At 43.2% G+C, this 26,825-nt stretch carries 26 protein-coding genes, 1 tRNA gene and 1 pseudogene; 13 read left to right on the forward strand and 15 right to left on the reverse strand.

All coding sequences use genetic code 11. The annotated features are described in order from the left end of the window. The first annotated feature begins 1 nt into the window (after window position 1). The 7 genes from ACNQO6_RS04470 to ACNQO6_RS04500 are packed head-to-tail and all read left to right on the forward strand — an operon-like array spanning window position 2 to window position 5,278. Window positions 2-556: a DUF3261 domain-containing protein gene (locus tag ACNQO6_RS04470; protein WP_440208217.1), complete on the forward strand. Its 555-nt coding sequence runs from the start codon at window positions 2-4 to the stop codon at window positions 554-556. Then, window positions 553-1,755, forward strand: a complete 1,203-nt coding sequence (locus tag ACNQO6_RS04475; RefSeq protein ID WP_440208218.1) for a beta-ketoacyl-[acyl-carrier-protein] synthase family protein — start codon at window positions 553-555, stop codon at window positions 1,753-1,755. The genes ACNQO6_RS04470 and ACNQO6_RS04475 overlap by 4 nt, the downstream gene beginning before the upstream one ends. Further along, window positions 1,756-2,193: an ApeP family dehydratase gene (locus tag ACNQO6_RS04480; RefSeq protein WP_440208219.1), complete on the forward strand. Its 438-nt coding sequence runs from the start codon at window positions 1,756-1,758 to the stop codon at window positions 2,191-2,193. It begins immediately after the preceding gene. 8 nt (window positions 2,194-2,201) lie between these two features. Next, entirely contained in the window at window positions 2,202-2,927 is a 726-nt protein-coding gene (locus ACNQO6_RS04485; RefSeq protein ID WP_440208220.1) for a 3-ketoacyl-ACP reductase FabG2, read from the forward strand. After that, window positions 2,927-4,150: a beta-ketoacyl-ACP synthase gene (locus ACNQO6_RS04490; RefSeq protein ID WP_440208221.1), complete on the forward strand. Its 1,224-nt coding sequence runs from the start codon at window positions 2,927-2,929 to the stop codon at window positions 4,148-4,150. Before ACNQO6_RS04485 ends, ACNQO6_RS04490 begins: the two co-directional genes overlap by 1 nt. A 14-nt stretch (window positions 4,151-4,164) precedes the next feature. Continuing rightward, window positions 4,165-4,599: an excinuclease gene (locus tag ACNQO6_RS04495; protein WP_440208222.1), complete on the forward strand. Its 435-nt coding sequence runs from the start codon at window positions 4,165-4,167 to the stop codon at window positions 4,597-4,599. A 25-nt stretch (window positions 4,600-4,624) separates the two neighbouring features. Beyond that, window positions 4,625-5,278: a 4'-phosphopantetheinyl transferase family protein gene (locus tag ACNQO6_RS04500; protein WP_440208223.1), complete on the forward strand. Its 654-nt coding sequence runs from the start codon at window positions 4,625-4,627 to the stop codon at window positions 5,276-5,278. Window positions 5,279-5,364: 86 nt separating this feature from the next. Here ACNQO6_RS04500 and secF read toward each other — a convergent pair whose 3' ends face one another. From secF to queA, 8 genes are all read right to left on the reverse strand, one after another. Then, window positions 5,365-6,333, reverse strand: coding sequence for a protein translocase subunit SecF (gene secF, locus ACNQO6_RS04505; protein WP_343580678.1), 969 nt, complete (start codon window positions 6,331-6,333; stop codon window positions 5,365-5,367). Between the two features lie 10 nt (window positions 6,334-6,343). Then, on the reverse strand, window positions 6,344-8,245 hold the full coding sequence (gene secD, locus ACNQO6_RS04510; protein WP_343580679.1) for a protein translocase subunit SecD: 1,902 nt from the start codon (window positions 8,243-8,245) through the stop codon (window positions 6,344-6,346). 51 nt (window positions 8,246-8,296) lie between these two features. Then, the gene (yajC, locus tag ACNQO6_RS04515) at window positions 8,297-8,626 is read right to left on the reverse strand and encodes a preprotein translocase subunit YajC (protein WP_004775585.1); all 330 of its coding nucleotides are present in this window, start codon (window positions 8,624-8,626) and stop codon (window positions 8,297-8,299) included. A 109-nt stretch (window positions 8,627-8,735) separates the two neighbouring features. After that, window positions 8,736-9,866 (reverse strand): tRNA guanosine(34) transglycosylase Tgt, encoded by a 1,131-nt coding sequence (gene tgt, locus ACNQO6_RS04520; protein ID WP_279696859.1) that lies wholly within the window; start codon window positions 9,864-9,866, stop codon window positions 8,736-8,738. Window positions 9,867-10,042: 176 nt separating this feature from the next. After that, window positions 10,043-10,612, reverse strand: coding sequence for a LemA family protein (locus ACNQO6_RS04525; RefSeq protein ID WP_004775583.1), 570 nt, complete (start codon window positions 10,610-10,612; stop codon window positions 10,043-10,045). 30 nt (window positions 10,613-10,642) lie between these two features. Beyond that, window positions 10,643-11,671: a hypothetical protein gene (locus ACNQO6_RS04530; protein ID WP_440208224.1), complete on the reverse strand. Its 1,029-nt coding sequence runs from the start codon at window positions 11,669-11,671 to the stop codon at window positions 10,643-10,645. A gap of 104 nt (window positions 11,672-11,775) precedes the next feature. After that, entirely contained in the window at window positions 11,776-12,762 is a 987-nt protein-coding gene (locus ACNQO6_RS04535; protein WP_440208225.1) for a hypothetical protein, read from the reverse strand. A 62-nt stretch (window positions 12,763-12,824) separates the two neighbouring features. Continuing rightward, complete coding sequence (gene queA, locus ACNQO6_RS04540; protein WP_440208226.1) at window positions 12,825-13,862, reverse strand: tRNA preQ1(34) S-adenosylmethionine ribosyltransferase-isomerase QueA; 1,038 nt, start codon at window positions 13,860-13,862, stop codon at window positions 12,825-12,827. 180 nt (window positions 13,863-14,042) lie between these two features. Between queA and ACNQO6_RS04545 the strand changes: the two genes are divergently transcribed. Next, window positions 14,043-14,129 (forward strand) — tRNA-Leu (locus ACNQO6_RS04545). A gap of 153 nt (window positions 14,130-14,282) precedes the next feature. Beyond that, window positions 14,283-15,035: pseudogene (locus ACNQO6_RS04550) on the forward strand (integrase core domain-containing protein); the annotation flags it as partial. A gap of 40 nt (window positions 15,036-15,075) precedes the next feature. On the opposite strand, the gene ACNQO6_RS04555 reads toward ACNQO6_RS04550, so the two are convergent. The 4 genes from ACNQO6_RS04555 to ACNQO6_RS04570 are packed head-to-tail and all read right to left on the reverse strand — an operon-like array spanning window position 15,076 to window position 17,158. Next, window positions 15,076-15,528, reverse strand: coding sequence for an NF045616 family extracytoplasmic (lipo)protein (locus tag ACNQO6_RS04555; protein ID WP_343580692.1), 453 nt, complete (start codon window positions 15,526-15,528; stop codon window positions 15,076-15,078). Window position 15,529: 1 nt separating this feature from the next. Next, window positions 15,530-16,195 (reverse strand): zinc protease, encoded by a 666-nt coding sequence (locus ACNQO6_RS04560; protein ID WP_440208227.1) that lies wholly within the window; start codon window positions 16,193-16,195, stop codon window positions 15,530-15,532. Beyond that, a complete protein-coding gene (locus tag ACNQO6_RS04565) occupies window positions 16,173-16,712 on the reverse strand; it encodes a PAAR domain-containing protein (protein ID WP_343580694.1) in 540 nt (179 codons plus the stop codon). The genes ACNQO6_RS04560 and ACNQO6_RS04565 overlap by 23 nt, the downstream gene beginning before the upstream one ends. A gap of 17 nt (window positions 16,713-16,729) precedes the next feature. Then, window positions 16,730-17,158, reverse strand: a complete 429-nt coding sequence (locus tag ACNQO6_RS04570; protein WP_343580695.1) for a PAAR domain-containing protein — start codon at window positions 17,156-17,158, stop codon at window positions 16,730-16,732. A gap of 398 nt (window positions 17,159-17,556) precedes the next feature. Here ACNQO6_RS04570 and ACNQO6_RS04575 point away from each other — a divergent pair, with 398 nt between their 5' ends. From ACNQO6_RS04575 to ACNQO6_RS04590, 4 genes are all read left to right on the forward strand, one after another. After that, a complete protein-coding gene (locus ACNQO6_RS04575; protein ID WP_343580696.1) occupies window positions 17,557-18,828 on the forward strand; it encodes a sensor histidine kinase in 1,272 nt (423 codons plus the stop codon). A 72-nt stretch (window positions 18,829-18,900) separates the two neighbouring features. After that, window positions 18,901-21,648, forward strand: a complete 2,748-nt coding sequence (glnE, locus tag ACNQO6_RS04580; RefSeq protein ID WP_440208228.1) for a bifunctional [glutamate--ammonia ligase]-adenylyl-L-tyrosine phosphorylase/[glutamate--ammonia-ligase] adenylyltransferase — start codon at window positions 18,901-18,903, stop codon at window positions 21,646-21,648. 30 nt (window positions 21,649-21,678) lie between these two features. Next, window positions 21,679-22,605, forward strand: a complete 927-nt coding sequence (locus ACNQO6_RS04585; RefSeq protein WP_262475321.1) for a branched-chain amino acid transaminase — start codon at window positions 21,679-21,681, stop codon at window positions 22,603-22,605. 174 nt (window positions 22,606-22,779) lie between these two features. Further along, window positions 22,780-23,535 carry a glycosyltransferase gene (locus ACNQO6_RS04590; RefSeq protein WP_199949578.1) on the forward strand — a complete coding sequence of 252 codons (756 nt, stop codon included), beginning with the start codon at window positions 22,780-22,782 and terminating at the stop codon, window positions 23,533-23,535. Window positions 23,536-23,619: 84 nt separating this feature from the next. On the opposite strand, the gene ACNQO6_RS04595 is transcribed toward ACNQO6_RS04590, so the two are convergent. Genes ACNQO6_RS04595 through ACNQO6_RS04605 form a run of 3 tightly spaced genes read right to left on the reverse strand, consistent with a single transcriptional unit; the run spans window position 23,620 to window position 26,728 of the window. After that, the gene (locus ACNQO6_RS04595; protein ID WP_440208229.1) at window positions 23,620-24,645 is read right to left on the reverse strand and encodes an NAD-dependent epimerase; all 1,026 of its coding nucleotides are present in this window, start codon (window positions 24,643-24,645) and stop codon (window positions 23,620-23,622) included. Further along, window positions 24,642-25,811, reverse strand: coding sequence for a nucleotide sugar dehydrogenase (locus ACNQO6_RS04600; protein ID WP_343580699.1), 1,170 nt, complete (start codon window positions 25,809-25,811; stop codon window positions 24,642-24,644). Before ACNQO6_RS04600 ends, ACNQO6_RS04595 begins: the two co-directional genes overlap by 4 nt. Before the next feature lie 35 nt (window positions 25,812-25,846). Beyond that, complete coding sequence (locus ACNQO6_RS04605; RefSeq protein ID WP_440208230.1) at window positions 25,847-26,728, reverse strand: ATP-grasp fold amidoligase family protein; 882 nt, start codon at window positions 26,726-26,728, stop codon at window positions 25,847-25,849. Between the last annotated feature and the right edge of the window lie 97 nt (window positions 26,729-26,825).

A 26,825-nucleotide genomic window follows, 5' to 3' on the forward strand; every position in this document is an offset into this window, starting at 1 on the left:
TATGCAATGGATTTGGGCCAGCCTATTGTGCTGTAGTGTATTGTTATTTACGGGCTGTCAGCTGACACCGCATGCGCAAGGGCTGCAAAGCAGTCATTGGCCTGCGCAGCAATATCAACGACAAGATCAAGTTGAAGTGCAGTGGAAAGACAAAAGCTTTAGTTTTTTGCTATATCAGCAGCAACGGGGACAACAGCTAAGTCTGGTGGGTCTTGGACTGACAGGACAAGCGTTATTTCAGCTCCAGTTTGATGGACAGCAGGTCAAGGTACAGCAACGCATTGACCAGATGCGCTTACTGCCTTTTGAGTTTGTGGTTCGGGATATTTTATTTTCAACCTACCCTGAATTTGCAACCTTGGGACAACAGGGCGTTACTGTTGAAAATGATACCTCTCAGCAACAGGTATTGATTCAGCAGAAAGTTATTTTGCAGATCCGGAAAAATGGCAATGCCATTGAGCTGGATAATGTGCAAGTGCCTTATCGGATGACCTTAAGCCCGATTGAAAATACCTTAAATAGCGATCAACCCGAGCAAGGGAGGCAGCCATGAGTGAATCTTTATCCCTGCAAGCACCGTTGCAAGCGGTTGGTATTCCCATCAGTGTCGGGCTGTCTGCACTGGGTCAGGATATTCAGCACATTCGCGAACGTTTAACGACGCCTGACAATCCCCTGACACTGGAAACTGGATTTTTAGCCGATCGTCCGGTTTGGGTGGGGCGTTATGCAGAGGCTTTAATTGAAAGCGTACCAGAATCGTTAAAGATATTTGATTCGCGGAATCTACGTTTTGCCCTGACGGCGCTGCAAAAAATTGAGGTTGAACTGCAACAGCAGATTGCAGGGATTGATCCAAAACGGCTCAGTATTGTGATGGGAACTTCAACTTCAGGTATCTCTGATAGTGAACAGTTACTGAAACAGTATTTTAATGGTAATACATCGCTTGAGATTTCTTATCAGCCACAGGAAATGGGCTGTCTGGCAAAAGCACTGCAACATTATCTGGACTGGCAAGGTACGGCCTATACCATTTCGACGGCTTGCTCATCGAGTGCCAAAGCATTTGCTGCCGGACAACGTTTAATTCAGGCAGGATTGGCCGATGCGGTACTGGTCGGTGGGGTCGATACTCTATGCCAGCTGACCTTAAACGGCTTTAATAGTCTGGAAAGCCTATCGGCGGATATCTGCCAACCCTGCGGTGTCAATCGTGACGGCATTAATATTGGTGAAGCCGCTGCCTTATTTTTACTGACCAGGGTCTCTGCACCGATCATGCTCTACGGTGTGGGGGAGTCGATGGATGCATGGCATATCTCGGCCCCTCATCCTGAAGGTCTGGGTGCAGCGACAGCAATGCAGCGTGCTTTAGAGAGTGCTGCGATTACACCTGAACAGGTGGGTTATATCAATTTGCATGGGACCGCTACGCTACAAAATGATGCCATGGAAATCAAGGCAGTTCGGCGAATCTTCTCCGCTCAGCATGTCGCCTTAAGCAGTACTAAGCACAAGACGGGACATTGTCTGGGGGCTGCGGGTGCGATAGAGGCTTTTATTTGTACTCAGCTATTAAAAGATCAGCGCTGGTTGCCATTGCATCAACACACAGCCATTGATCCTGATCTGGCGGATATGAACTATGTCACCGATCCTCAGCAGGTGGGGAACATCGATTATGTGTTGAGTAACTCTTTTGCCTTTGGAGGCAGTAATATCAGCTTATTATTGGGTGTGGCAACATAAATGAAACTGGATGCAATTCAATATATTCCGCACGAACAGCCCATGGTCTTTATTGATCATCTGGTTGAGGCCAATGAAGGTTATGCGATTGCCGAACTGACCATTCGCCCTGAGTTAATGTTCTGTGAAGCAGCAGGTTTGCCGACCTGGGCAAGCATTGAAATTATGGCGCAGACCATTAGTGCTTATTCTGGCTGGATGGGGCAGCAATCACAGCAAGCGCCTAAGGTTGGCTTCCTGTTGGGCACACGAAAACTTCAATTACCTTTTGCCTATTTTGCACTTGGGCAGAGATTGACAATTCGGGTTGAACAGCAATATCTGCATGAAGGCTTAGGGCAGTTCTCTTGTGAAATTCACTGCAATGCGCAGGTGATTAGTGCCATGTTAAGTGTTTATGAGCCGACAGATCCATCGACTCAGACGTTATCGTTTTAGGAATAACCATGAATAGAAGAATATTAGTGACAGGCTCAAGCCGCGGGATTGGTAAAGCGATTGCGTTGCAACTGGCCCGGGCAGGTTTCGATGTCACCATTCATGCGCGTTCGCGTGAAGCGGAAGCCGCGCAAGTGGTTGAGCAGATCCAAGGTCTTGGACAAAACAGCCATTATTTATTATTTGATGTAAATGAACGTGAGCGCGTTAAAAGCGCATTAGAACAGGATGTGGAACAGCATGGGGCTTTCTATGGCGTGGTGCTGAATGCGGGGCTTACGCATGATGGGGCTTTTCCGGCCTTAACCGATGAGGATTGGGATGAAGTCATTTCGACCTCGTTAGATGGGTTTTATAATGTACTTAAGCCTCTGATTATGCCGATGATCCATTTACGTCAAGGTGGACGTATTGTCACGCTGTCTTCGGTATCGGGCATTATGGGAAATCGTGGACAGGTGAATTATAGTGCAGCAAAAGCAGGGCTGATTGGCGCGACCAAGGCATTGGCTCTGGAATTGGCCAAGCGCAAAATTACGGTGAATTGTGTTGCACCTGGCCTGATTGAAACGGAAATGGTCACTGAGGAAGTTAAGCAACACGCCTTAAAAATGATTCCAATGCAACGCATGGGACAGGTCGATGAAGTTGCTGGCGTGGTGAAATTCTTGTGTTCAGATGAGGCATCGTATATTACCCGTCAGGTGATTTCGGTCAATGGAGGACTGATCTGATGAAGCGTGTTGTGGTTACAGGCATGGCTGGTATCACCTCATTAGGTGAAACTGCAGATGAAATTTTTGCACAATTCCATGCGGGTAAAAGTGGCATTTGCTATATGCCTGAGTGGGAGCAATATCCCGATTTAAGAACCAAACTGGCTGGACCTGTCACCAGCTTTCAGGTTGCCAAGCATTTTAACCGCAAGGTTACGCGTGGTATGGGGCGGGTAGCGCTCATGTCCGTGATCAGTGCGGAAAATGCATTACACGATGCAGGACTGCTAGGTCATGAGATCTTGCAAAGTGGCGATGCTGGTGTGGCTTTCGGTTCTTCCGCGGGGAGCGTCGATGCCGTTCGCGAGTTCGGTAATATGTTGATTGATCAGGATATGAGTAAGATCAATGCGACGACCTATATCCGGATGATGTCCCATACCAGCGCTGTAAACATGACGGTTTACTTTGGTTTAAAAGGCTTGACCTTACCGACTTCAAGCGCATGTACCTCGGGCTCAATGGCCATTGGTCAGGCTTATGAAGCGATTAAATATGGCAAACAGACGGTCATGATTGCCGGAGGCGCAGAGGAACTGAGTGCCGCAGGTGCCGCCGTGTTTGATGTGCTGTTGGCGACCAGTGGCATGAATGATCATCCTGAAAAATCACCACGTCCATTTGATACGCAACGTGATGGCTTGGTGATTGGTGAAGGTGCGGGAAGCCTGATTCTTGAAGAATATGAACATGCCAAGCAGCGTGGAGCCAAGATCTATGCTGAGATTATGGGTTATGCCAGCAATACCGATGGACAGCATGTCACCCGACCTGATACTGAAAGAATGGGACAATGCATGCAAATGGCGCTGAAAGATGCCAAGCTGGATGCCAGCCAGATTGACTATGTCAATGCGCATGGGACTTCTACCGATCAGGGCGATATTGCAGAAAGTCAGGCCACTGCACGGATACTGGGACGTAAACCGATTAGTTCCTTAAAAAGCTATTTTGGACATACTTTAGGTGCTTGCGGTGCCATTGAGGCATGGTTAGGGATTGAAATGATGCAGCGCGGACAATTGATTCCAACCCTGAATCTGGATGAAGTCGATCCACTATGTGGTGATCTGGATTATATTACTCGACAGGTGAGAACGGGTGATATCAAGATCATGATGAGCAATAATTTTGCTTTTGGCGGTATTAATACGTCACTGATTTTTAAACGTGTAACATAACGAGGGGCATAATAATGTCAATGAAACAATTATTTCTAGCAACAATTCTAAGCACAGGCTTTGCTGCATCTGCTCAAGCTGCCGATACTGTACATAATTTTGATTTTAAAGCTGCTGTGGATCGTGCAGTTGCTGATGGTACTTTAGACGGGAGCGTAAAGTTCTATCTGAAAGGAAATAGAGCAGGTGGCAAGGTGTTAGAACAAGATATCGTGACCAATCAGAAGACCAATGGCTTTGGTAAGTCGGCTGAAAAGTCATGTGACTGGGTGCTTCGTTCTGCATTGATACAGTTAGACAAAGCTGCGAAAGCACGTGGCGCCAATGCTGTGACCAATATTGTGAGCTATTTTAAAAAGAATGAAGCACAAAGCTCAAGCACCTATCAATGCTATAAAGGTATGGCGGTAGCGAGTGTTGCGCTCAAAGGCGATCTTGTTAAATTTTAAGTATAGATAACAGCAGGTTAAGCCAATGACGACACGTGAAATTGAAATCCATGTTCAGGCATTGGCTCAACTGCTTGAAAAGAAGAAAACAGATTTTGCTGATTTAAGAAGCTTTAATCATTATCAAAAACAGCAGATTCAGGCCCGACGTAATCAGTTGCTTTCCCAGCAACTGGAATGCGCCATAGATAAACTGATTTTTGCCAAACATGAGCATGGCAAACCTTTTTTAAGTTCTCATTCCTTACATTTTAATCATTCGCATAGTCAGCAATATTATGCGTTGGCAATGAGTGAGCGTGTTCAAGATATCGGTATTGATGTTGAGGAGATGGACCGGAAAGTCCGTTACGATGCCTTGGCCCGGCATGCCTTTCATCCCGAGGAATACCAGATCTGGCAACAGCAAGATCAGGATATTGAATACTGGTTTAGAGTCTGGACCACCAAGGAAGCAATTTTAAAAGCTTCTGGTCTGGGGATTCGTCTGGATCTGAATAGTTTAAATACACAGGTGCATCCCTCCGATCAGGGCGGCATGTGTTCGCATCCATTGATCGGTACTTTTGCCTACCAGAACTTTATCCTGAACCAGAAAATCGTGGTCACCATTGCATGGCGGGCAGAGCAGTCTTGCCGAGGCTTTCAGTTTCCAAAAATTCAGATTGTTCAGCATTAAAGCGTCGTCAGATAGAGCAGATTTTAATGCGATAAAAAATGCCAGCATATTGCTGGCATTTTATTTGAATCCAAGAGGAGAGAGATTTAAGGAATCTCTTCTTCTTCAAATTCAGGTTTAACTTGAACAATAAAGTCCTGACGATTCAGACCACGCCATAAAGCGAATGCTGTACCGATATAAATCGATGAGTAAGTTCCCACGAATACACCGACAAACATGGCAACAGAGAACCAGTGTAAGCCATCACCGCCTAGGAACATCATGGCAAGTACCACGAGTAATAAGGTCATCGAGGTGTGGATGGTACGACGTAAGGTTTCTGTCAGTGCAATATCAACGATTTCACGAGGTGTGGCACCGCGAATCTTACGGAAGTTCTCACGGATACGGTCCGATACAACGATGTTATCGTTGAGCGAGAAACCGATCACCGCAAGTACCGCAGCCAATACGGTCAAGTCGAAAGGCCATTGGAACAATGCGAATGCACCAATAATAATGATGATGTCGTGGAATAACGACATGACTGCACCCATCGCGAGTTTAAACTCGAAGCGGATGGTCACGTAGATCAGCATCAAGATCAACGCAAGCGCCACTGCACCTGCAGAACGCACATACAGCTCATTCCCGACTGCACCACCGACAGAGTCCACTTTATGGACTTCTACGGTGTTATTTGGCAATTGAACTGCTTTGGTGATGCTATTGCTCAGGTCTTCAACATTAAGATCTTCTTGCACAGGCATACGCACGATCAGGTCAGTATTACTGCCCAGGGTTTGTACTACTGCATCTTTAAAGCCGGCACGGTCAAGTGCCTGAACCACTTGCGTTGGCTGAACGCCTTGCTTGTAGTTCAGTTCGGCAGAAATACCGCCCGTAAAGTCCAGACCGAGATTCAGACCTTTGGTCACGATAAAGAAAATACTCGCAATCGTCAGCAGGATCGAGAAGATTGCCGCAGGTTTGGCAATCTTCATGAATGGGATAATTTTCAGGTTATCCGGGCGACCGTATTGTTTTGAGTCTTGTTGAGTCAGATCAGTCATGTGAATCTCCTTAAATACTCAACTTTTTCAAATTACGGCGTTTGCCATAAATGAGCTGGACGATGGCACGAGTGACGGTAATGGCCGTAAACATTGAACAGACAATACCAATCATCAAAGTTACAGCGAAGCCTTTAATCGGGCCTGTACCAATCGCGAACAGGATAAACGCAACCAGGAAGGTGGTCAGGTTCGAGTCAAGAATGGTGTTATAGGCTCGATCATAACCCGCCACAATCGCCTGTTTGGGCGAGGCGCCCCAGAGCATTTCTTCCCGTATTCGTTCACAGATCAGGACGTTGGCATCGACCGCCATACCAATGGTAATGACGATACCGGCAATACCCGGCAGGGTGAGGGAAGCACCAATCCAAGACATCACCGTTAAGATCATGGCAAGGTTAAAGACCAAGGCAAAGTTCGCGATTAAACCGAATAAACGGAAGAATACGACCATCCAGATCGCAACCAGCAAGAAGCCGATTTGAGTCGATAACACACCTTTGTCAATATTTTCCTGACCCAGGCTTGGACCAACCACACGTTCTTCCACGAAGTACATTGGCGCAGCAAGTGCACCTGCTCGCAGCATCAAGGCAAGCTCAGCCGCTTCTTGTGGTGAATCCAGACCGGTAATACGGAATTGTGAACCCAGCACCGCCTGAATGGTGGCGGCATTGATCACCACAGATTCAGTATATGGGGTACGAACTTCAGTTTGAACGCCAGTATTCGGGTCTGCAACGTAAGAGATTTTCTGTTTATTTTCAATAAACAGGACTGCCATACGTTTGCCAACAGCACCACGCGTTGCATCTGACATGAGCTTACCGCCCGCAGTGTCCAGCGTAATGTTGACTTCAGCGCCGCCTGAGTCCTGACTAAAGCCAGAGCTTGCGTTCTGAACACGTTCACCCGTCAAGATACGGTTACGTTGCAACAGCAACTGACGACCGCTATCCAGTGATTGGTAAGCGAACACTTCAGTGCCAGGAGGAAGCGGCTGACCGTTATATTTACCGGTATATGGATCGATATATTGATCATTACTATCCGCAACCAGACGGAACTCCAAGTTGGCTGTACGACCCAAGACACGTTTTGCTTCCGCTGTATCCTGCACACCCGGTAATTCAACCACAATACGGTTGCTACCCTGTGTTTGTACCAAAGCTTCGGCCACACCGAGTTCGTTAATACGGTTACGTAAGGTGGTCAAGTTCTGGTTTACTGCATAAGCTTGAATTTCCTGACGACGTGTATCGGTATAATTCAGTCTTAAGGTTGCACCAGATGACGTCGCAACCGCCTGTTGGGTAAACTCATTACCATTGCGACGCAAGAAATCAGTCGCTGCATCACGGTCTGCATTGTTTGCAAACTGGACAGTAATGGTGTTGTTGTTTAACGCCAGGTTATTGAATTTGATTTTGTTATCACGGAATTGACGACGCAAATCAGTCGCAGATGTTTCCATACGCTGACTAATGGCTTTATCCATGTCGACTTCGAGCAAGAAGTGGACACCGCCACGTAAGTCCAAACCGAGTTTCATCGGTTTCGCACCAATCTTTTGCAACCACTCCGGTGTGGTTGGTGCAAGGTTGAGTGCAACGACATAGTCATCACCAAGATCACGACGAAGGACTTCTTTGGCTTTTAACTGCGCTTCAGAAGAGCTTAGACGTAATAATGCCGCATTGTTGGTGAAGCTATTGTCGTGACTGCTAATATTGGCAGTTTTTAAAATCTGCTCAGCTTTTTGCACGATAGTCTGATCAATCTTGGTGCCGGCTTTCGCGCCAGAAATCTGGACTGCAGGCTCATCTGGATACAGACTTGGAAGTGCATATAACGTACTGATCACAAGGACAACCAGGATCAGTAAATATTTCCATGCAGGGTAACGCATTCGCTTTCTTCTTAAATGAAAAAGTCGTGCTGAGGCACGACTATTTTATGATTAAAGGTTATTTAATGTGCCTTCAGGTAATACTGAAATGACACTCGCACGCTGGATTTTTACCTCAACACCACGAGTGAGTTCAACTACTGCAAAGTCACCTTCGAGTTTGATAATTTTCCCCATTAAACCACCAGCAAACACGATTTCGCTGCCTACACCCAAGCTTTCGATCAAAGAACGATGTTCTTTGGCACGTTTTGCTTGTGGTCTCCAGATCAAGAAATAGAAGATTGCGATAAATACCGCGATCATCAACAAGTTAGCCATCAAGCTTGGACCTTGTGTAGCAGCCGGGGCAGCGTGAGCAGTAGAGATGAAAAGACTCATTTCGTTTTCCTAAAATTAAAAAGCCAAAAAATTAACAATAAATTCCAATTCGTTTTGCAATGTACCTTGTCTTGCGATTAGGCGCAAATCTTGATGCATTTACTGGACATTAGTCTTCTGGGCAAGGCGGAACATCTAATCCACGACGTGCATAAAAGTCCTGAACGTATTCATCAAATGTGCCGTTATCCAGTGCATCACGCATACCTTGAGTCAGGCGTTGGTAGTAACGCAAGTTATGGATGGTGCCGAGCATTGAAGCCAACATCTCACCGCACTTCTCTAAATGATATAAATAGGCACGGGTAAAGTTTTTACAAGTGTAGCAATCGCAATGTGGGTCTAATGGCCCCTTATCATGACGATATTTGCTGTTACGGATTCTGACCAGACCATCAGTCACGAAATAATGACCATTACGGGCATTACGGGTTGGCATCACGCAGTCAAACATATCGACACCACGGCGGACCGCTTCCACGATATCTTCCGGTTTGCCCACACCCATCAGGTAACGTGGTTTGTCTTGAGGCATTTTATTCGGTAAATAATCAAGCACCTTGATCATTTCCTCTTTCGGTTCACCGACCGACAAGCCACCAATCGCATAACCGTCAAAACCGACCTCTAACAAGCCTTTCAGTGACTCATCACGCAGGTCTTCGTACATGCCCCCCTGAATGATGCCGAATAAGGCATTTTTATTCTTGAGCTCATCATGGTGGTGGGTTTTACAACGTTTTGCCCAGCGTAAAGAAAGCTGCAATGATTTTTGCGCTTCTTCATGGGTTGCAGGGTAAGGGGTACACTCATCAAAAATCATCACGATGTCTGAGTTGAGTACATGCTGGATCTCCATCGAAATTTCTGGAGACAGGAACACTTTTGAACCATCGATCGGCGAACGGAAGGTGACGCCTTCTTCCTTGATCTTACGCATTGCACCCAGACTAAAGACCTGGAAACCGCCCGAATCCGTCAAAATCGGTTTATCCCATTTGATAAACTCATGCAGACCGCCGTGCTCTTTAATTACTTCCAGACCAGGGCGTAAATAAAGATGGAAGGTATTACCCAGAATAATTTGTGCCTGAATGTCTTCAATATCGCGCGGCAACATGCCTTTGACCGTGCCGTAAGTACCGACCGGCATAAATACAGGTGTTTCAACCACACCATGTTCTAAGGTGAGTCGACCACGACGGGCGCGCCCCGACTGGCCTAATTTTTCAAATTTCATGACACTATCCATCAAGGCGAAAAAACAGTTCGCTGATCAAAAGCGGCTATTTTCCTTGATTATGGCGTCCAGTTCTACTACTAAATGTAGCCATAGCCAAAAAATAATAATCTCCCCTAACCCCTCTTTGAAAAGAGGGGGATAAAGGAATATTTTTTATGAGAAATTCAAATGCACTAAAAATTCGGTTTATAGTCAAAATTTTCAGTGGCCAGATTATCCTTAAACGGACGAATCGTCTTCTTGGATAAGGTCAGGGTATTGATCAGGTTGTTTGGAAATACTTCGATCTGGTTATTAAACAGTTCCACATTACGGTTAAAAATGGTAATCGCAGCACCGACATTCTCGTTTTGTTCCTGAATATCATCCATCATCTTGCTATACAGCGCGTCCGCTTTCAGTTCAGGATAATTTTCGACCACCACATTCAAGCTACGGATCAGCTCTTTGCTCATTTTCTCAATCTGTTGTAACTGTGAAATATCCGTGTCATTGACATTCAGATTGAGGATCTGCTGACGCAATTCAGTGACTTTTTCCAAAGTGGATTTCTCGAACTGGGTATATTGATCCAGTGTGGCTTCTAAGGCTTCTAGTGTCTTGACTTTTTGACGTTCAAAATTGGCCACTTCTGACCATGCCCGTTTGGTGGCATTAAAATAGCGTACGATGTTGTTGCGGATCGACACGCCCCAGACAATCAGCACCACAAAAATCCCCAAGAAAATGAGTAAACCTGTCATCGCTTGCCCCTTATTGTTATTGCGAGATGATTAGCTAATTAAATTCAGCATGAGTTGTTGAAACTTCTGATACTGCGGCATGGTCATGGTCCGCAAGTGTCCGCGTAATGCCGGAATATCATGTATTTCACTGCGTTTACTGGCGGTTTGGAAAAGATTTTGTTCGCCTACATAACACAGGATTTGCTCTTGATGATGATAAATTAAATCACCGTTAAAATGTTGAAAAAAATCATGTAATTTTAAAGTTAGACTCGGACTGACCTGCTTGGCCAACTGATGTTGGTCCAGACCAAAAATATTCAGTTCCCGATTAATCAGGATATCACTGCTTTGCCAGGCACTGCTATAGGGCTCAAAAAAACGGGAACGCTGATCACTGACCGCAATCCCCAAAGCAGGCATTTGAAAAATAAAGGCGCCCCATAAATCTTTATGAATCTCTTTGACGATTTTCTTATCGTTACCCTGATCTTGCAGGATTGGCATTTCATTGACGTAATGATATTGAAAAAGCAGCACCTGATGCGTGGTTGTGCCATCGTCCCATGTCGTGGATGCGTATTGGGTGATTTCGTTGGATTCACTGCCACGATTAAACAAGGGGAAATGTTGTTTTAACTTACTTATCACCAGTAGCGGTTGCGCCTGAATCGGTAAATAAGCAGGTAATTGCTGAAACTGTAGGCCATAACGTAATACCGTGATGCGTTGTTCAAGATAATTGATTACACGGGTGAGAGGTTCTCGTGGTTCATACAGGAGATAAGCCAGAAACCCGCTTAGAAATGCCCCGAGCAGGCTCCAGATATATTGAAGATGCGGATGCAGAAAATAGCCAAACACCAGCGTGCCGATGCTGATGATGCCCAGTAGGTAGGGCAGGGCATTAAAAAAACACAGATTATGATCTTCACGCCACGGATGTAGAGCATCTAACAAGTCCTGATCGCTATGTGATTTTTGTCCAGCCTCCCATAAACGGGCGATGTTACGAAATACCTGCGCATTTTTTTTACGCCGGATATGGAGGGCTTGTTGTACGGTATCGATCGGCATGGCGTTTTTATGTCATTATAATTGCTGGGTATAAACTGAATTATGCGTTAAATTTCAGAAACTAAGAAGTACCTTGCGGGTTATTTTAACCGTTATAAATGCAATTAGAGGGTCTTGAGCAGACTGGAGAAAGCATCTTGTAAACGTTGAAGTTTTGGCATTTGCAACTGTTCCAGCTTTTCGGCCAGTTCATTGATGCTTATGGCCTGAAACAAATAATTATTTTCGGCCAAAGGCGACTCATTAAATAACCAGCACATCAGGCCAGTGTGCGGATCGACATAAAAATCGCCATGAAAGGCCTGCATCATGTGCTCAAGTGCCAGTAAGCGTTCTGGGGTTAAGAATTTCACAAACTCAAATTCACTGATACCGCTTTGCTGATATTTCTGGTTAAAACGGATATCACTGGACTGCCATTCGATACCAAGATGACAATGGCTTTTATGTGCCGCTGAAATACTCACGCCTTTATAGGGAAAATTCTCCATCAGCACACCCCACAAATCACAATGAGTCGTTTCCCAAACCTCTCTTCCCTGATCGTCGGTTGTTCGGGTTAAATAGGTATAGTGATATTTAACCACTGAATAATCATAGTTTTTCTGTTTAATGGCCATTTGCCCATTAAGCAAGGTTGTAACGGTATTGTCTTTATCACCGAGTTGAAATAAGGGATGATCCTGTAATGCATGGGTTAATGGCGTATTTTCATGATCAAACTGAACCTGATAGGTCTGTTCCAGCAGGTAAAGCCTGAGTTCCTGTTTTAAGTTTTCCAGTTCAATGGTCGGAATACGATAACGCAGGCCAAGAGCAAACAGAACTACAGAAACAATCAGAAAGTAGCCTGAGAATAAAAGGCCAGCCAATAAAAAAATCAGGCTGAATGTGGTCAGCGCCCAGTTCAGGTAGTTCTTGATATACAGGTTTTGCTCGCCTTGCCAGTGTTTTAAGCGATAAATAAGTGTGTCGGGTGTGGGCTGTTCCTCAAGCAACTGGCGAATGGCCTTAATATTTTCTAAGGTCACTTGATTATGCATAAATTGATTTTGAAAGGTTTTCTGAATTTTTTTAGATATAAATGGCATGGTTTTGTTAAATCATTATTCTGAAAAAATAGGCTAAACCTGAATTTAGCCTATTGATTGTTTTAAGCGTCGAGTTTATCAATCAGCATCGCATCGCCATAACTAAAGAAACGATAACGTTGTTGCACCGCATGTTTATAAGCAGCCAGAATATTGTCGCGATTCGACAACGCTGAAACCAGCATCAATAAGGTCGATTCAGGTAAATGGAAGTTGGTAATCAAACGATCCACGATACAGAACTGATAACCTGGATAGATAAAGATCTGGGTATCACCGGTCCACGCTGCAATTTTGCCTTGGTTGGCCTGTGCTGCACTTTCCAGCGCACGGGTCGCCGTAGTGCCTACCGCAATCACCTTATTACCGCGTGCTTTGGTTGCCAGAATCAGGTCAATGGTGGCTTGCGGCACATCACACCATTCACTGTGCATGATGTGATTGGTAATGTCTGTAGTCCGTACCGGCATAAATGTTCCTGCGCCGACATGTAAAGTCACAAAAGTTTTTTGTACGCCTTTAGCGGCTAATTTTTCTAACAGGTCTTGGTCGAAATGCAGGCTGGCTGTGGGTGCAGCAACACTGGCAATTTTTTCAGGATTATGGAACACGGTTTGATAACGTTCAGTATCAATCTCTTCGGCTTCACGGTTGAAATAAGGCGGAATTGGAAGCTGGCCGTATTGATCCAGTACCGACAAAATCGGTTGGGAAAATTTCACCACAAACAGGTTTTCATGACGGCCTTGTACAGTGACAGGAACCGCATCTTCACCGATATACAGTTCTGCGCCTGCTTTGGGTGAATTGCTTGATTTGATATGGCAATGCGCAGTGTGGGTATCCAGCATTCGCTCGACTAGCACTTCGATTGCACCACCGGTGGCACGTTTGCCTTTTAAGCGTGCTTTCATGACTTTGGTGTCATTGAGTACCAGCAAATCGCCGTCTTCGAGCAGATCGAGAATATCGGTAAAGACATGGTCGTGATATTGACCTTGGGCATCGATATGCAGCAGGCGAGATGCGCTACGGCTGTCTAATGGATAGCGAGCAATAAGTTCATCGGGGAGATCAAACGAAAAGTCGGAGAGTTGCATACATCTAAAACATTGCAAAAATTGGGCGTAGTATAGTCTTTTTTGCGTTTTCTCGCTGAGTTCGCATGTTTATTGATAGAAAAATATCTGAATGATTTAAAAGTGAGCAATAAGCGTGAGTTAGGGTTTGACAATAAAATCAAACAGGTTATCATACGCAACACAAAGCATCGCACTCTTCCCGAGGTGGTGAAATTGGTAGACGCGGCGGACTCAAAATCCGCTGTCAGAGATGACGTGTCGGTTCGAGTCCGACCCTCGGGACCAAAATTCAAAGACCCCAAGCTGGTATTAAAGGCTTGGGGTTTTTTAATGCTTATAAAAAATAATTAGTTATGGGTTTTTATTAAATTATTTATAACTTAGCTATAAGTCTTTCCTCAAAATTAGCCCTCTTGATAGAAATAATAAATATCCAAAAACTCTTCTATCTCTAGGTGGTTTGCCAATTATGGTGGTATGGATGCATTACTTATGGCGCGATTTAGAGAGTTGGAATTCGACGTCAGATGGCTCAACAAGTAGTTGCCCTGCATGCATTCGGATCCATTTAGTTTGTAATGCATTTAGTATTAGTGAAACCTATTACCATCGTTAGACCAAGCTCGTTGTTAAGAATTCACTCATTGCTGAACAGCTCATTGGGCTTACCAAAGCTTTGTTTTTTTACGTCATGTCGAACATTACAGTTGGAATCACAAACGAGTTTGCCATATATTTATTGTGAGTTAGGGTTAAACTTGCGTATTAAGCCAAGACGAAGACTGAAAGGGTATGTACCAGAATTATTAAAAGAATCAATCCTAGAAAATCAGGATTGATTATTGGATTTTATGAATGACGAGCTAATTGATGATTGTAAATTCTGCTTATTCAAGGTGATTGATAATTACCATCTAGAAGGTTTGGTATCCGATATGACAATGGGCCTGAATTTATTAGTCATGAACTCGTACGCTGGGCAACTGAATATGGCATTTTGAACTAGGTGTACCACAGCAAAATGTCTATATTGAACGTTATAATCGAACCATACGTTATAGTTGTCTGAGCAAGCAACTATTTGACATACTGGAAGAAGTGGAAGCCTACGAAACTAGCTGGTTGTAGCATTATAATAATGAAAGGCTACACCAAGCAAATAAAAGAAAGCCATATCTAGTGGCTGCTTAATCTCTAGTTTTAATTTCAGTTATTTATGGGATGATTACCACTAACTTAATAAGTTAAGAATTTTTTCCCATAAAGATAATTTCCTAAATTTACAAGTATTTGTAAAATCTTTAATAGAGTTAGTTGCTGAATCAATGCAAAAATTTTTACCAAAGCTAAATCTATTAGTTTCTAAAACAACCAAATATGGAGTGTTACTTTTATATCTGAAATTATTTTTTATTTCATTTGTTGTAATACAGTTCTTTTTATCCGGGTATCTTTTTGAAGCTAATATCGATGTAAGACTACTAATTTTAGAAATACTAGAGTTAACGTTGCGTTCATAAAGTGTAATGTCGTAATCCTCACTTATATTTTTACTTTTTATATAAAAACAAGGAGAGTTATCTTTTGTTGTTATGTAAACTTCTCCACCAGAATATTCTTTGCTCATAGCAAAAGTCTGTTGTGAAAAGCATATGATGATTAGTATAAAAATAGATTTATTCATATTACTTGAACCAGTAGTTTTCCTGTCCTTTTGATAATGAAACTAGATTTTTATTATCTGGATTGACTAAAAAATCAGATAAAACTTGGCGAAGTCTAGGTAAATTCATAACATTCTGCTTGTGAAGACGCGGGCTATTATGAGTGGTTTGATACATATGAGTAGCATCAAAATAGTGTGAAACAATTTCAGCTTGTTGTTCCATATTGTACTCATTAAATTTCTTACTTACGTCAGCTAAACTATACTCATATGCTAAGCTTCTCTGTGTATATCCTCCATTGATTCCTGTATTAATTCCCGCACGTGCATTATTAAAGCCATGCTGGTATTGCCATACATGGGTCATTTCATGAATAAACCAAATTTTTAGTGTTGCATCAGTAGTATCTAACCCAAAATCTTTTGTAGTATCATAATCCTCACTCGGTAAATGGATACTTCCAAAAGGAGTCATTGCATTTTTACTAGCATTTGGCATCCCTAATAAACCACCATTAATAATTTTTACTTTTGAATAGTCAATCGAATCTTTAAAGACTTCGCGAGCAAGTGTAATTTCACGAGCAGTCAAAGTACGTTGAGAACTAACTTTAACTCGTTTGACTTGATAGTTATCTCCTATTTTTTGGGGTAATTTGCTTTTATCCTTTGCAACAATAGTCATTATGATCTCCATCTTCAGAATGTATAACTATTTCTATTTCTTCTTCACTTTCACTTGTAACTATTTCTGTATATCCAAGATCATCAGTTTTACCGTGAGCACAAAGAGTACCAGATTTATAAATCTCGTAGCAGACATTACCTAAAGAGTCTCCTGTTAACTCATCTTGCAGTAAGAATCTCTGACCATATTGAAGAGTGGGGGCAAAATTAGAAGTATTTGTATTATTTGATGATTGGCTATAAGAACTACCACTTTCTCCTACAACATGGGACTGTTGTGGTTGAATAGTCGCTCCACATGTCAATTTATCCCCGACATACGCCACGGGCTTGCCATCAAAAATCACATGATCATGGCTTTTAATCACTGTCGACCAGCATTTGCATTTAGGACAAAAATGCCCATCTCCAGCACGTACAAATAAATTTCCCATTTGAGAACTTTGCATTTGAGTGGCTGGAATGATCCCACCATGATTCGTAATGGCATTATGTATTGCAAAACCTTTAGCCATGATTTACTCCTAAGAAATTAACCATGACCCAAAAAGTTTTCAGGGGTGGGTTGATCTTTGAAAATTCTAATTACAAGAGAAGTATTGGGACTTTCAATAATCACATCTCCATTTTCGATGTGACTACCAACCAGAGCTACTGGTAAGCCATCCACAACGCATACATTACCTGCACCAGAAATTATTTTAGAAGTTGTACCATCTGCATAAATCACCTCATCACCTATACGAGCAAGGGATAAACCAGCAACTTTAACCACATGAGAGGTGGCATTGACTAAACCGCCATTTTTAGATTTAGCACCATGTGTAGCTACGTAATAGAGGGTGTGAGGTTTGTTATTCCAATAGATTTGTTCAATATTATAAATCTCTTGAATCTCACTTTCTGAAAGTGCTTCTAATTGCTCAATAGAGAGCTTATGTAAAAACATACGATCTTTCATTATTTTTCCTGTTTTAATTTTCAGCATAATAATAGCAAAAGCTAATTAAATTTTAAAACAGGCAATATGTAATTAATAATTTTAATATTTAATTATATTATGTGAATCAGCACTAATTAAATATATTTTTTATTTTTATTGAGAAGATAATATAATTTTAATATATAGAGGATAATAGATAGGAATGAATTAGGCCCATTTTAATCAAATAAGGCATAGTCCTCACTTTGCAGCAAGGCTGCTTAAATTAAAATTTAATGAAATTTCACGTTTTGTTGCGAATTGATTAAATCAACAATTGCCTTTTCTGTTAAAGTTTGTTAATACTAAGTGATAGTTTTCACATTTTTTCTATAAAACGTAAAGAACCGTATAACGAAAATATTCGAGAGGCGGGAATGGCGATTCAATTATTAGAACTACAGCAAGCCGAGAAGCTAAGCGCTTGTAAAATCTCTCTTTCTTTGGGGCTAAACTCAGAGCAGAACCTGCTTGAGCAATTTTTACAGTTTAACCGTAAACTCATGCAAGCCAGTACGGCCTTGCTGGCTTTTCATCAGGAACCTTACCTGTGGCATCGTTGCCCAGAGAAATTACAAGCCATTGATTCTGCAAAAATTAGTAAAAGCTTAAATACACTTTTCGTCAATGGCGATCTGGTTGATTGCGATCATCCGCAATATCAGACCCTATTGGCATTTTTACATCCGATTAAAAAGAAAGTCCAGTCAGCCATTGCCTTACACCTCAGGCATCCGGACCAAACCTCACTTGGTTATATCATTCTGTTTGATGAAGCGGCACAAGGCTTTAGTGAATTACAAAAACAACTGCTACAAGAGCATTGCATCAACTTCATGCAACAGCTGGAACTGAAATTTAATCACGATGAACTCAAAGAACTATACGAACAAGAAGCCGCACTGAATTTTAGTAAAACCAAATTCTTTTCCATTATTTCCCATGACCTACGTGCACCATTCCATGGCTTATTGGGCTTCTCGGAAATACTTGCAAAAGAGCGTGATACCCTGGACGAGTCAAGCATCCAGAATATTGCCGATTATCTTTATGATACTTCGCAGTCGACCTATAACCTGTTGGAGAGCTTACTGAATTGGGCAATGGCAGAGGGTGGGCGCTTTGTCTATCATCCGATTAACTTCAAGTTGCGCCAGATTACTAATATTGTGACCGATATTCTGAAAACACTGGCGATCAAGAAGAATATTGAACTGATTAATGAAGTCGATGAAAACCTGAAAGTCTATGCCGATATGAACATGATCACCTCGGTGATTCAGAATCTGGTGTCCAATGCGCTGAAATTTACTGATGTTGATGGCTCAGGCAAAGTCTATATTCAGGCACAACATAAAGGCACCTATGTTGAGGTTTATGTCAAGGATACAGGATTGGGTATGACCCCGGAACAAATCAAGAATTTATTCCAGCCACGAATTACCATGAGTTATAAAGGCACCGCAGGGGAAAAAGGTGCAGGGCTGGGTTTAAGCTTGTGCAAACGCTTTGTGGAAATGAATCTGGGTGAAATCAATGTGACCTCCAATGAAGGTGAAGGTACGGTATTTACGGTCCTGTTGCCAACAGAACGTGAGCAGGTTGATTTGTGTACAACTCAGGCAAAAACCAAAGCAAAATTAGTCTAAAGAGATTTTAAAGATAAGCTTGTAACTGATATAACTATCCAAGATGAGATGACATCAGTCGAGCCTTTTTATATGAATGCGCAACAGTTACAAAAAACCTTGGTCGCAAGCCAATACGCTGAACAGGTTTTAAATTTATACCAAGCAGAATTAGAACAAGACTATCACCAAGATCAATTCCTTGAGTCATTATCGACTGAAAGCATCTATCAAAAAGTTCAACAGGCTGTGGCTGAGATCAGCAATGAACAAGCCTGGATGAAAGCCTTGCGTGTACTGCGTGCCAAGTTGATGTTCCGCTGGATCTGGCAGGACGCCAATCAATTGACCAATGTGGTCACGCTAACGCGTGAACTGTCTGATTTTGCCGATGCCAGTATCTGTGCGGCCAAAGCTTTTGCCTTACTACCTTTATTGGCCAAACATGGTGAGCCAATAGGCTATTCAGGTCAGTTGCAGGATTTGATTGTCATTGGAATGGGCAAGCTGGGTGCACAAGAACTGAATCTGTCCAGTGATATTGATTTGATCTTTGCCTTCGATGAACAAGGTGAAACCAATGGGCGTAAATGTATTGATGTCCAGCAGTTCTGCATTTTGTGGGGGCAGAAACTGATTTACCTGCTCGATCACATAACTGCCGACGGTTTTGTATTTCGTGTCGATATGCGCTTGCGTCCGTGGGGCGATGGTTCGGCTTTGGCCATCAGTCATAGTGGACTGGAAAAATATCTGAGCCAGCATGGGCGCGAATGGGAACGCTATGCCTGGATTAAGGCACGTGTAATTACGGGTGGCAAAGCCGGTGCAGAGTTACTGGACATGTCGCGTCCGTTCGTATTCCGCCGTTATGTCGATTATTCCGCTTTCGCTGCCATGCGTGAAATGAAGGCGATGATTGAGCGTGAAGTCATGCGCCGTAATATCGAAGAAGATATTAAGCTCGGTGCTGGCGGGATTCGTGAAATTGAATTTATTGTGCAGGTGTTCCAACTGATCTACGGGGGATCGAAGCGTGAACTGCAAGATCGTCAGTGTCTGGTCAATTTACATCATTTAGGTGAGGCGGAGTTGCTGGATCAGCAGGCAGTGATTGATCTGGAAGATGCCTATCTGTTTTTAAGACGGGTAGAACATGCGATTCAGGCCCTGAATGATCAGCAGACCCAATCCTTGCCTACCGAACCCGAACTGAGACGGCGGATGCTGGATACCTTGGGCTTTAGCGATTGGTCGGCATTCCTTGAAGTGTTAAACCAGAAGCGCGACAAGGTCAAAGTCCAGTTTAAGCAATTAATTCAGGAAAAAGAGTTTGCTGAGCCTGTCGATGATTTTGTCCAGCTTGAACAAAAACTTAATGCCGTATTGGATGATGATGCCAAAAATTTAATTCAAAACTTTTGGCATGGTCAGGCCTTACGTAAAATTCCTGCCAGTGCTTTGGAACGGTTAAAGAAATTCTGGCCGCATTTGATTGAAGCGATTTTACAGTCGGATCAGCCACAAGTGGCTTTGTTGCGTTTGATGCCATTGGTCGAGTCGGTACTGCGCCGTACCGTGTACCTGGTGATGTTGATGGAAAGCCGCGGTGCCTTGCAGCGACTGGTGAAAATGTCGACCGTCAGCCCATGGATTTGTGAAGAACTGGCGCAGTATCCAGTCTTACTCGATGAATTCCTGTCGATGGATTTTGGTCTGCCACAACGCAAAGACCTCGAAGACTCTTTACGTCAGCAATTGTTGCGCATCGAGATTGACCAGGTTGAAGACCAGATGCGGGTATTGCGCTTATTTAAAAAGAGCAATGTCCTGACCGTCGCTGCCAGTGATGTGCTGGCAGAAAGTCCGTTGATGAAAGTATCGGATGCATTGACCGATATTGCTGAGGTGAGTGTACAGGCAACCTTACGTTTGGCCTATGAAGCGGTCGCAGCACGGCATGGTTATCCTTTGGGGAATGACGGGCAACGTTGTAGTCTGGACCGTAAAGGCTTTGCGGTGATTGCGTATGGAAAATTAGGCGGCATCGAGCTGGGTTATGGCTCAGATCTGGATCTGGTGTTTATTCATGCGCTTGAAGAGCAAAGTGAAACGGATGGTCGTAAGGGGATTAGTGGGGCTGAGTTTGCCATTCGGGTGGCGCAGAAGTTTATGTCGTTGATGACCACGCAAACCCTGGATGGACGTGTTTATGAAATTGATACGCGCCTTCGACCTTCGGGTGAAGCTGGCATGCTGGTGACCAGTTTAAAAGCCTATGAACAATATCAGCAGAAAAATGCATGGTTATGGGAACATCAGGCTTTAGTCCGTGCCCGTTCGATTGCAGGTGATCAAAGTTTATGCCAGCAATTTGAGCAGATCCGCTGCCAAATCCTGACGCAAGTTCGTGATGAAAATGAAGTGCGTGAAGAAGTGTTAAAAATGCGTCAGAAGATGAAAGATCATTTGGGATCATCTTCTGAGCAAAAAAAACATGGTATTTTTCATTTAAAACAGGACTCAGGTGGTATCGTTGATATCGAATTTATGGCACAGTATGTTGTGCTTGCATGGAGTGGGACGAATACAGATCTCGCCCATTTTTCCGATAATGTAAGAATTCTAGAAGATGCTGCTAAAGCAGGCTGCTTATCCAGTGAAGATGCCACAGCATTAATACACGCTTATCTCCGTGAACGAACTGAGAGCCACCGTCTAGCGCTTGCAAATCAATCTATGCAAGTCAATGCTGCGGATTGGCGCGATACCCGGGAGATCGTTTGCAAGTTATGGCAAAGATTAATTGATCCAACTGCGCAAGCATTGGAAAGTGAATAATTGTGTAAAAAAGAAAATGGAGTATGTGCGATGAGTTTGGCTGATCGTGATGGTTTTATTTGGCAAGATGGAAAATTGGTTGATTGGCGTGATGCAAAAATTCACGTCCTGACTCATACACTACACTACAGCATGGGTGTCTTCGAAGGCGTCAGAGCTTATGAAACACCAAATGGTACCGCAATCTTCCGTTTGCAAGATCACACTAAGCGCTTATTAAATTCAGCAAAAATTTATCAAATGAATGTTCCATTTGATCAAGCGACATTAGAACAGGCACAAATCGATGTTGTGCGTGAAAATAAACTGGCGTCTTGCTACTTGCGTCCATTGATCTGGATTGGTTCTGAGAAACTCGGTATTGCTGCAACAGACAATACCATTCATGCCGCAGTCGCAGCATGGGGCTGGGGTGCATACCTCGGTGAAGAAGCCATGGCACGTGGTATTCGTGTAAAAACCTCTTCATTTACGCATCATCACCCGAACGTGACCATGTGTAAGGCAAAAGCATGTGGTAATTATACGGTATCGATTCTGGCGCATCAGGAAGTGGCACGCTCAGGTTATGACGAAGCCATGTTGCTTGACCCGCAAGGCTTTGTTTGCCAAGGTGCAGGCGAGAACGTCTTCCTGATCAAAGATGGTGTGTTACATACCCCTGACCTGGCGGGTGGTGCACTTGAAGGGATTACCCGTCAAACCGTGATTACCATTGCTAAAGACCTGGGTTATGAAGTGGTTGAGCGCCGTATCACCCGTGATGAATTCTACATTGCAGATGAAGCATTCTTTACCGGTACTGCGGCTGAAGTGACCCCAATCCGTGAGTATGATGACCGTGAAATCGGTTGTGGTTCACGTGGTCCGATTACCACTGAAATTCAGAAGACATTCTTTGATGCGGTTCAAGGTCGTAATGACAAATATGCTCACTGGTTAACTTATATCAAATAAGTTCAAAGCAGTGCAAAGGCGGAGCTTCGGCTTCGCTTTTTTATTGACGAATTAATAGTAAAAAAAAGCATAGGCTCTATGCTAAGATGGCACTATATTCAGTGCATATGTCTGAACGTTTTTAAGTTTTATCATAAAGCGGGACAGCATATCTCAAGCAATTAAGGTTATCAGATGGTAGATATTCAACAAGATTCGGCAACTCCTGAAGACAATGTCATTTTGTGTATGAAATGGGGAACCAAATATGGTGCCGAGTACGTTAACCGTCTTTATAACATGGTCAAACGTCATCTGACGTTGCCATTTAAAATGGTCTGCCTGACGGACCGTACCGAAGGTATTGATCCGGCTATTCAGTGTTTCCCGATTCCATCGCTGGATTTGCCGGCAGGGAGTCCTGAACGCGGCTGGAACAAGCTGTCGACCTTTGAACCTGATTTGTATGGTTTAAAAGGTAATGCGTTGTTTATCGATCTGGACGTGGTCATTGTCGATAATATTGATTGCTTCTTTCAGGCCGAAGGTGAGTTTCTGGTGATTCATGACTGGAAACGTCCATGGCGGATTACCGGCAACAGCTCGGTTTATCGTTTTAAACTGGGGGCTTTCCCTGAGGTTCTGCCATATTTCCGTGAGCATTTTGATGAAATCCGCGAGAAGTTCCGTAACGAGCAGGAATATCTGTCTTGGTTTATGCACAAAGAAGGCAAGCTCAGCTATTGGGACAAAGACTGGTGTAAGAGTTATAAATATCATTGCTTGAGAAAAGTTCCTTTTGCTTACTTCCAGCCACCAGTAAAGCCGAAAGGCGCAAAAATTATTATTTTCCATGGTGAGATCAATCCACCTGACGCGATCAGCGGTGGTGGTGGTAAATGGTATCGCTATGTGTTGCCATCCGACTGGATCAAAGAATCTTGGCAGTAAGCTAAGTAGGTGTCATTGCTAAAATTAGTGATGATAGCAATAAAAAAATCAGGCACTTAGCCTGATTTTTTTGTATTTAGGGATTTAGATATTGTGATACTGGCGATACCAGTCCACAAAGTTTTTCACCCCATCCACAACCGAGGTGGCTGGCTTGTAGTTAACATAGTTCTCCAGTGCCGAACTATCGGCAAAGGTATCCGGCACATCACCAGGCTGTAGCGGAAGCAGTTCTAAAATCGCTTCTTTACCCGCAGCTTGTTCAATCGCCTGAATATATTCAATCAGCTTGACGGTACGATTGTTGCCAATATTAAAGATTCTAAACGGGGCATTACTGGTCGCCGGATTCGGATGATTGCTGTCCCAGTTTTCGTCGGGCGTCGCAATCTTGTCGCTGGTCCGGATAATGCCTTCCACAATATCATCGATATAGGTGAAATCACGGGTATGGTTGCCATGATTAAACACTGGAATCGGTTTGCCTTCAAAAATATGCTTGGTGAACTTGAACAAGGCCATATCCGGGCGTGTCCACGGCCCATAGACGGTAAAGAAGCGTAGGCCTGTGGTCGGGAGTTTAAATAAATGGCTGTAGCTATGCGCCATCAATTCATTGGCACGCTTGGTTGCTGCATAAAATTGTAGCGGGTGGTCAACGCCATGCTGTTCGCTAAAGGGCATGCTGGTGTTGGCACCATAGACACTGCTAGTACTGGCATAGGTCAGGTGAGGCGTTTCTGCGTAGCGGCATGCCTCGAGGATATTGGTAAAGGCAATCAGGTTGCTTTCCACATAACTATGCGGATTTTCCAGCGAATAACGCACACCGGCCTGTGCTGCCAAATGAATCACACGGTCAAAAGCATGTTCTGTAAAACACTGATCAACCGCTGTTTTATTGGCAAGGTTTTCCCTGATCAGGGTAAAACTGCCTGTATCACTCTTTTCAGCCACTTGCTGTAATTGCTGGGCACGTGCCTCTTTCAGGGATGGATTATAATAATCATTAAAATTATCAAAACCGACCACATCATCACCGCGTTCAAGCAGTTTTTGTGCAACACTAAAGCCGATGAATCCAGCAGCACCTGTGACTAGAACTTTCATTCATCGCCTCCAAAAATATCTCGGGTATAAACTTTATCTTGTACGTCTAGTAAGTCATTCGACAGGCGATTGGCAATAATCACATCACATGATTGCTTGAATTCGTTTAGATCCTGCGTAACTTTCGATTTAAAGAAGCTATCTTCATGAAAGGTGGGTTCATAAATGATGATTTCAATGCCTTTGGCTTTCAGGCGTTTCATCACCCCTTGAATGGCGGAGGCACGGTAATTGTCTGAACCACTTTTCATTACTAGACGATAGATACCGACAGTACTCGGGTTTCTTGCGATAATTGAATCGGCAATAAAGTCTTTACGGGTACGGTTGGCATCGACAATCGCTTTGATCAGGTTGCTTGGCACGTTGTTATAGTTGGCCAATAACTGTTTGGTGTCCTTTGGCAGGCAATAGCCGCCGTAGCCAAACGATGGATTGTTATAATGACTGCCAATACGCGGATCAAGACAGACGCCTTCAATCACTTGTTTGGTATCTAAACCGAAACTTTGTGCGTAAGTGTCCAGTTCATTGAAGAAGGCCACCCGCATCGCCAGATAGGTATTGGCAAACAGCTTAATTGCTTCTGCTTCAGTTGAATGTGTCAAAAGTACAGGAATATCCTGCTTGAGTGCACCCTCTACCAGTAAATCTGCAAATTGCTGGGCACGTTCAGACTGTTCTCCCACAATGATGCGGGACGGGTAGAGGTTGTCGTGCAAGGCTTTGCCTTCACGTAAAAATTCAGGCGAGAAAATAATGTTTTCGGTCTGGTATTTCTGTTTGACTTGCTCGGTGAAACCCACAGGAACGGTTGATTTGACGATCATGGTCGCTGAAGGATTAATCGCGAGTACATCCTGAATTACACTCTCAACACTTTGGGTATTAAAGTAATTGGTCTGTGGGTCGTAATCGGTTGGTGTGGCAATAATAATAAAATCAGCATCTTGAAAAGCCTGTTGCTGATCTGTGGTTGCTGTAAAATTTAAGTTTTTTTCTTTTAAAAAAAGTGAAATATCATGATCTTGAATCGGTGATACTTTATTGTTCAGTAAGTCTACCTTGCTTTCTAAGATATCAAGTGCAATGGTTTCATGGTGTTGTGCAAATAGCATTGCATTTGACAACCCTACATATCCAGTTCCAGCAATCGCTATTTTCATAAGTACCTAACAGATTCGAAATACATGATGGACGGTTAATAGGATAGCCAGAGTGAGCCGAGTTTTAAATCCCATTCTACTGGTGTAATCACCATTCGTCCTGCATTTGGGGTGAGCGTAATTTCACTGAAGTAAACGTGATCCTGAGATAATAAGAAATCTACTCGACTATAACCATACGCAAAACAGAGTTTTTCTGACAATTCAATGATTTTTTCCAATTGTTGAGGTTTGGCTAAAGCATCTGGTGAGTTATCTTTCAGATCGACACGAAATGGCTGTAAATTCCATTCAGTATCATACATGTTTGAGTAGTCATTGCCTTGGGTATCTTGTACATCAATTTCCAGATATTCTGGACGACCTTCAAAGCAGTGTACCCGACATGTGGTAATGGTGGACTTGCTGACAGGATCAACATAGAGTTCCACATATTGTTCAACCAGGACTTTAGGACAAATATCTTTGTAGTGCCATTCGCGCTTTCTAAAATACATATTCATTTTGAGATGATTTTTGATTTTAGCGGTAGCTTTTTCGATATTAAACTTGGTTTTATCGCGGCAAACCATGGCGCTGCCACTGTCATGGGTACATTTTAAGACAAACTGATCGGGTAACTGGTTAAAATCAATCTCATCAATACAGGTGTAAACGCCCACCAAGGGAACAAAGTAGGCATCGCCAACTTTTGCTGAAACCAGCTGTCTTACGGCACATTTGTCCGCTAATTTTGTGAATAAGGGGCTTCGCTCAAAAATCATTCGGGCAGTGACTTTTTCATTGAAGCTTTTTGGCGAGCAAAAATCAGGGGTATAACCTAATTTGCAGATAAACCGTTTAGTAAGGTACGCTTTATCTGAAACAAATTTAGTTCTAATTATTTTTGCTTGATACTCAAAGTAGTTATAAATCATCAGTCAAAAGATTAAATCCCGTCAAAGTAACCTGTAATTATAATAAAAATACTTAAATTCGTCTAATAAAAATGTCGTGGTTTTGGGTGTTGATTGA

The organism is Acinetobacter calcoaceticus (genome assembly GCF_051947995.1).
Classification (GTDB): domain Bacteria; phylum Pseudomonadota; class Gammaproteobacteria; order Pseudomonadales; family Moraxellaceae; genus Acinetobacter.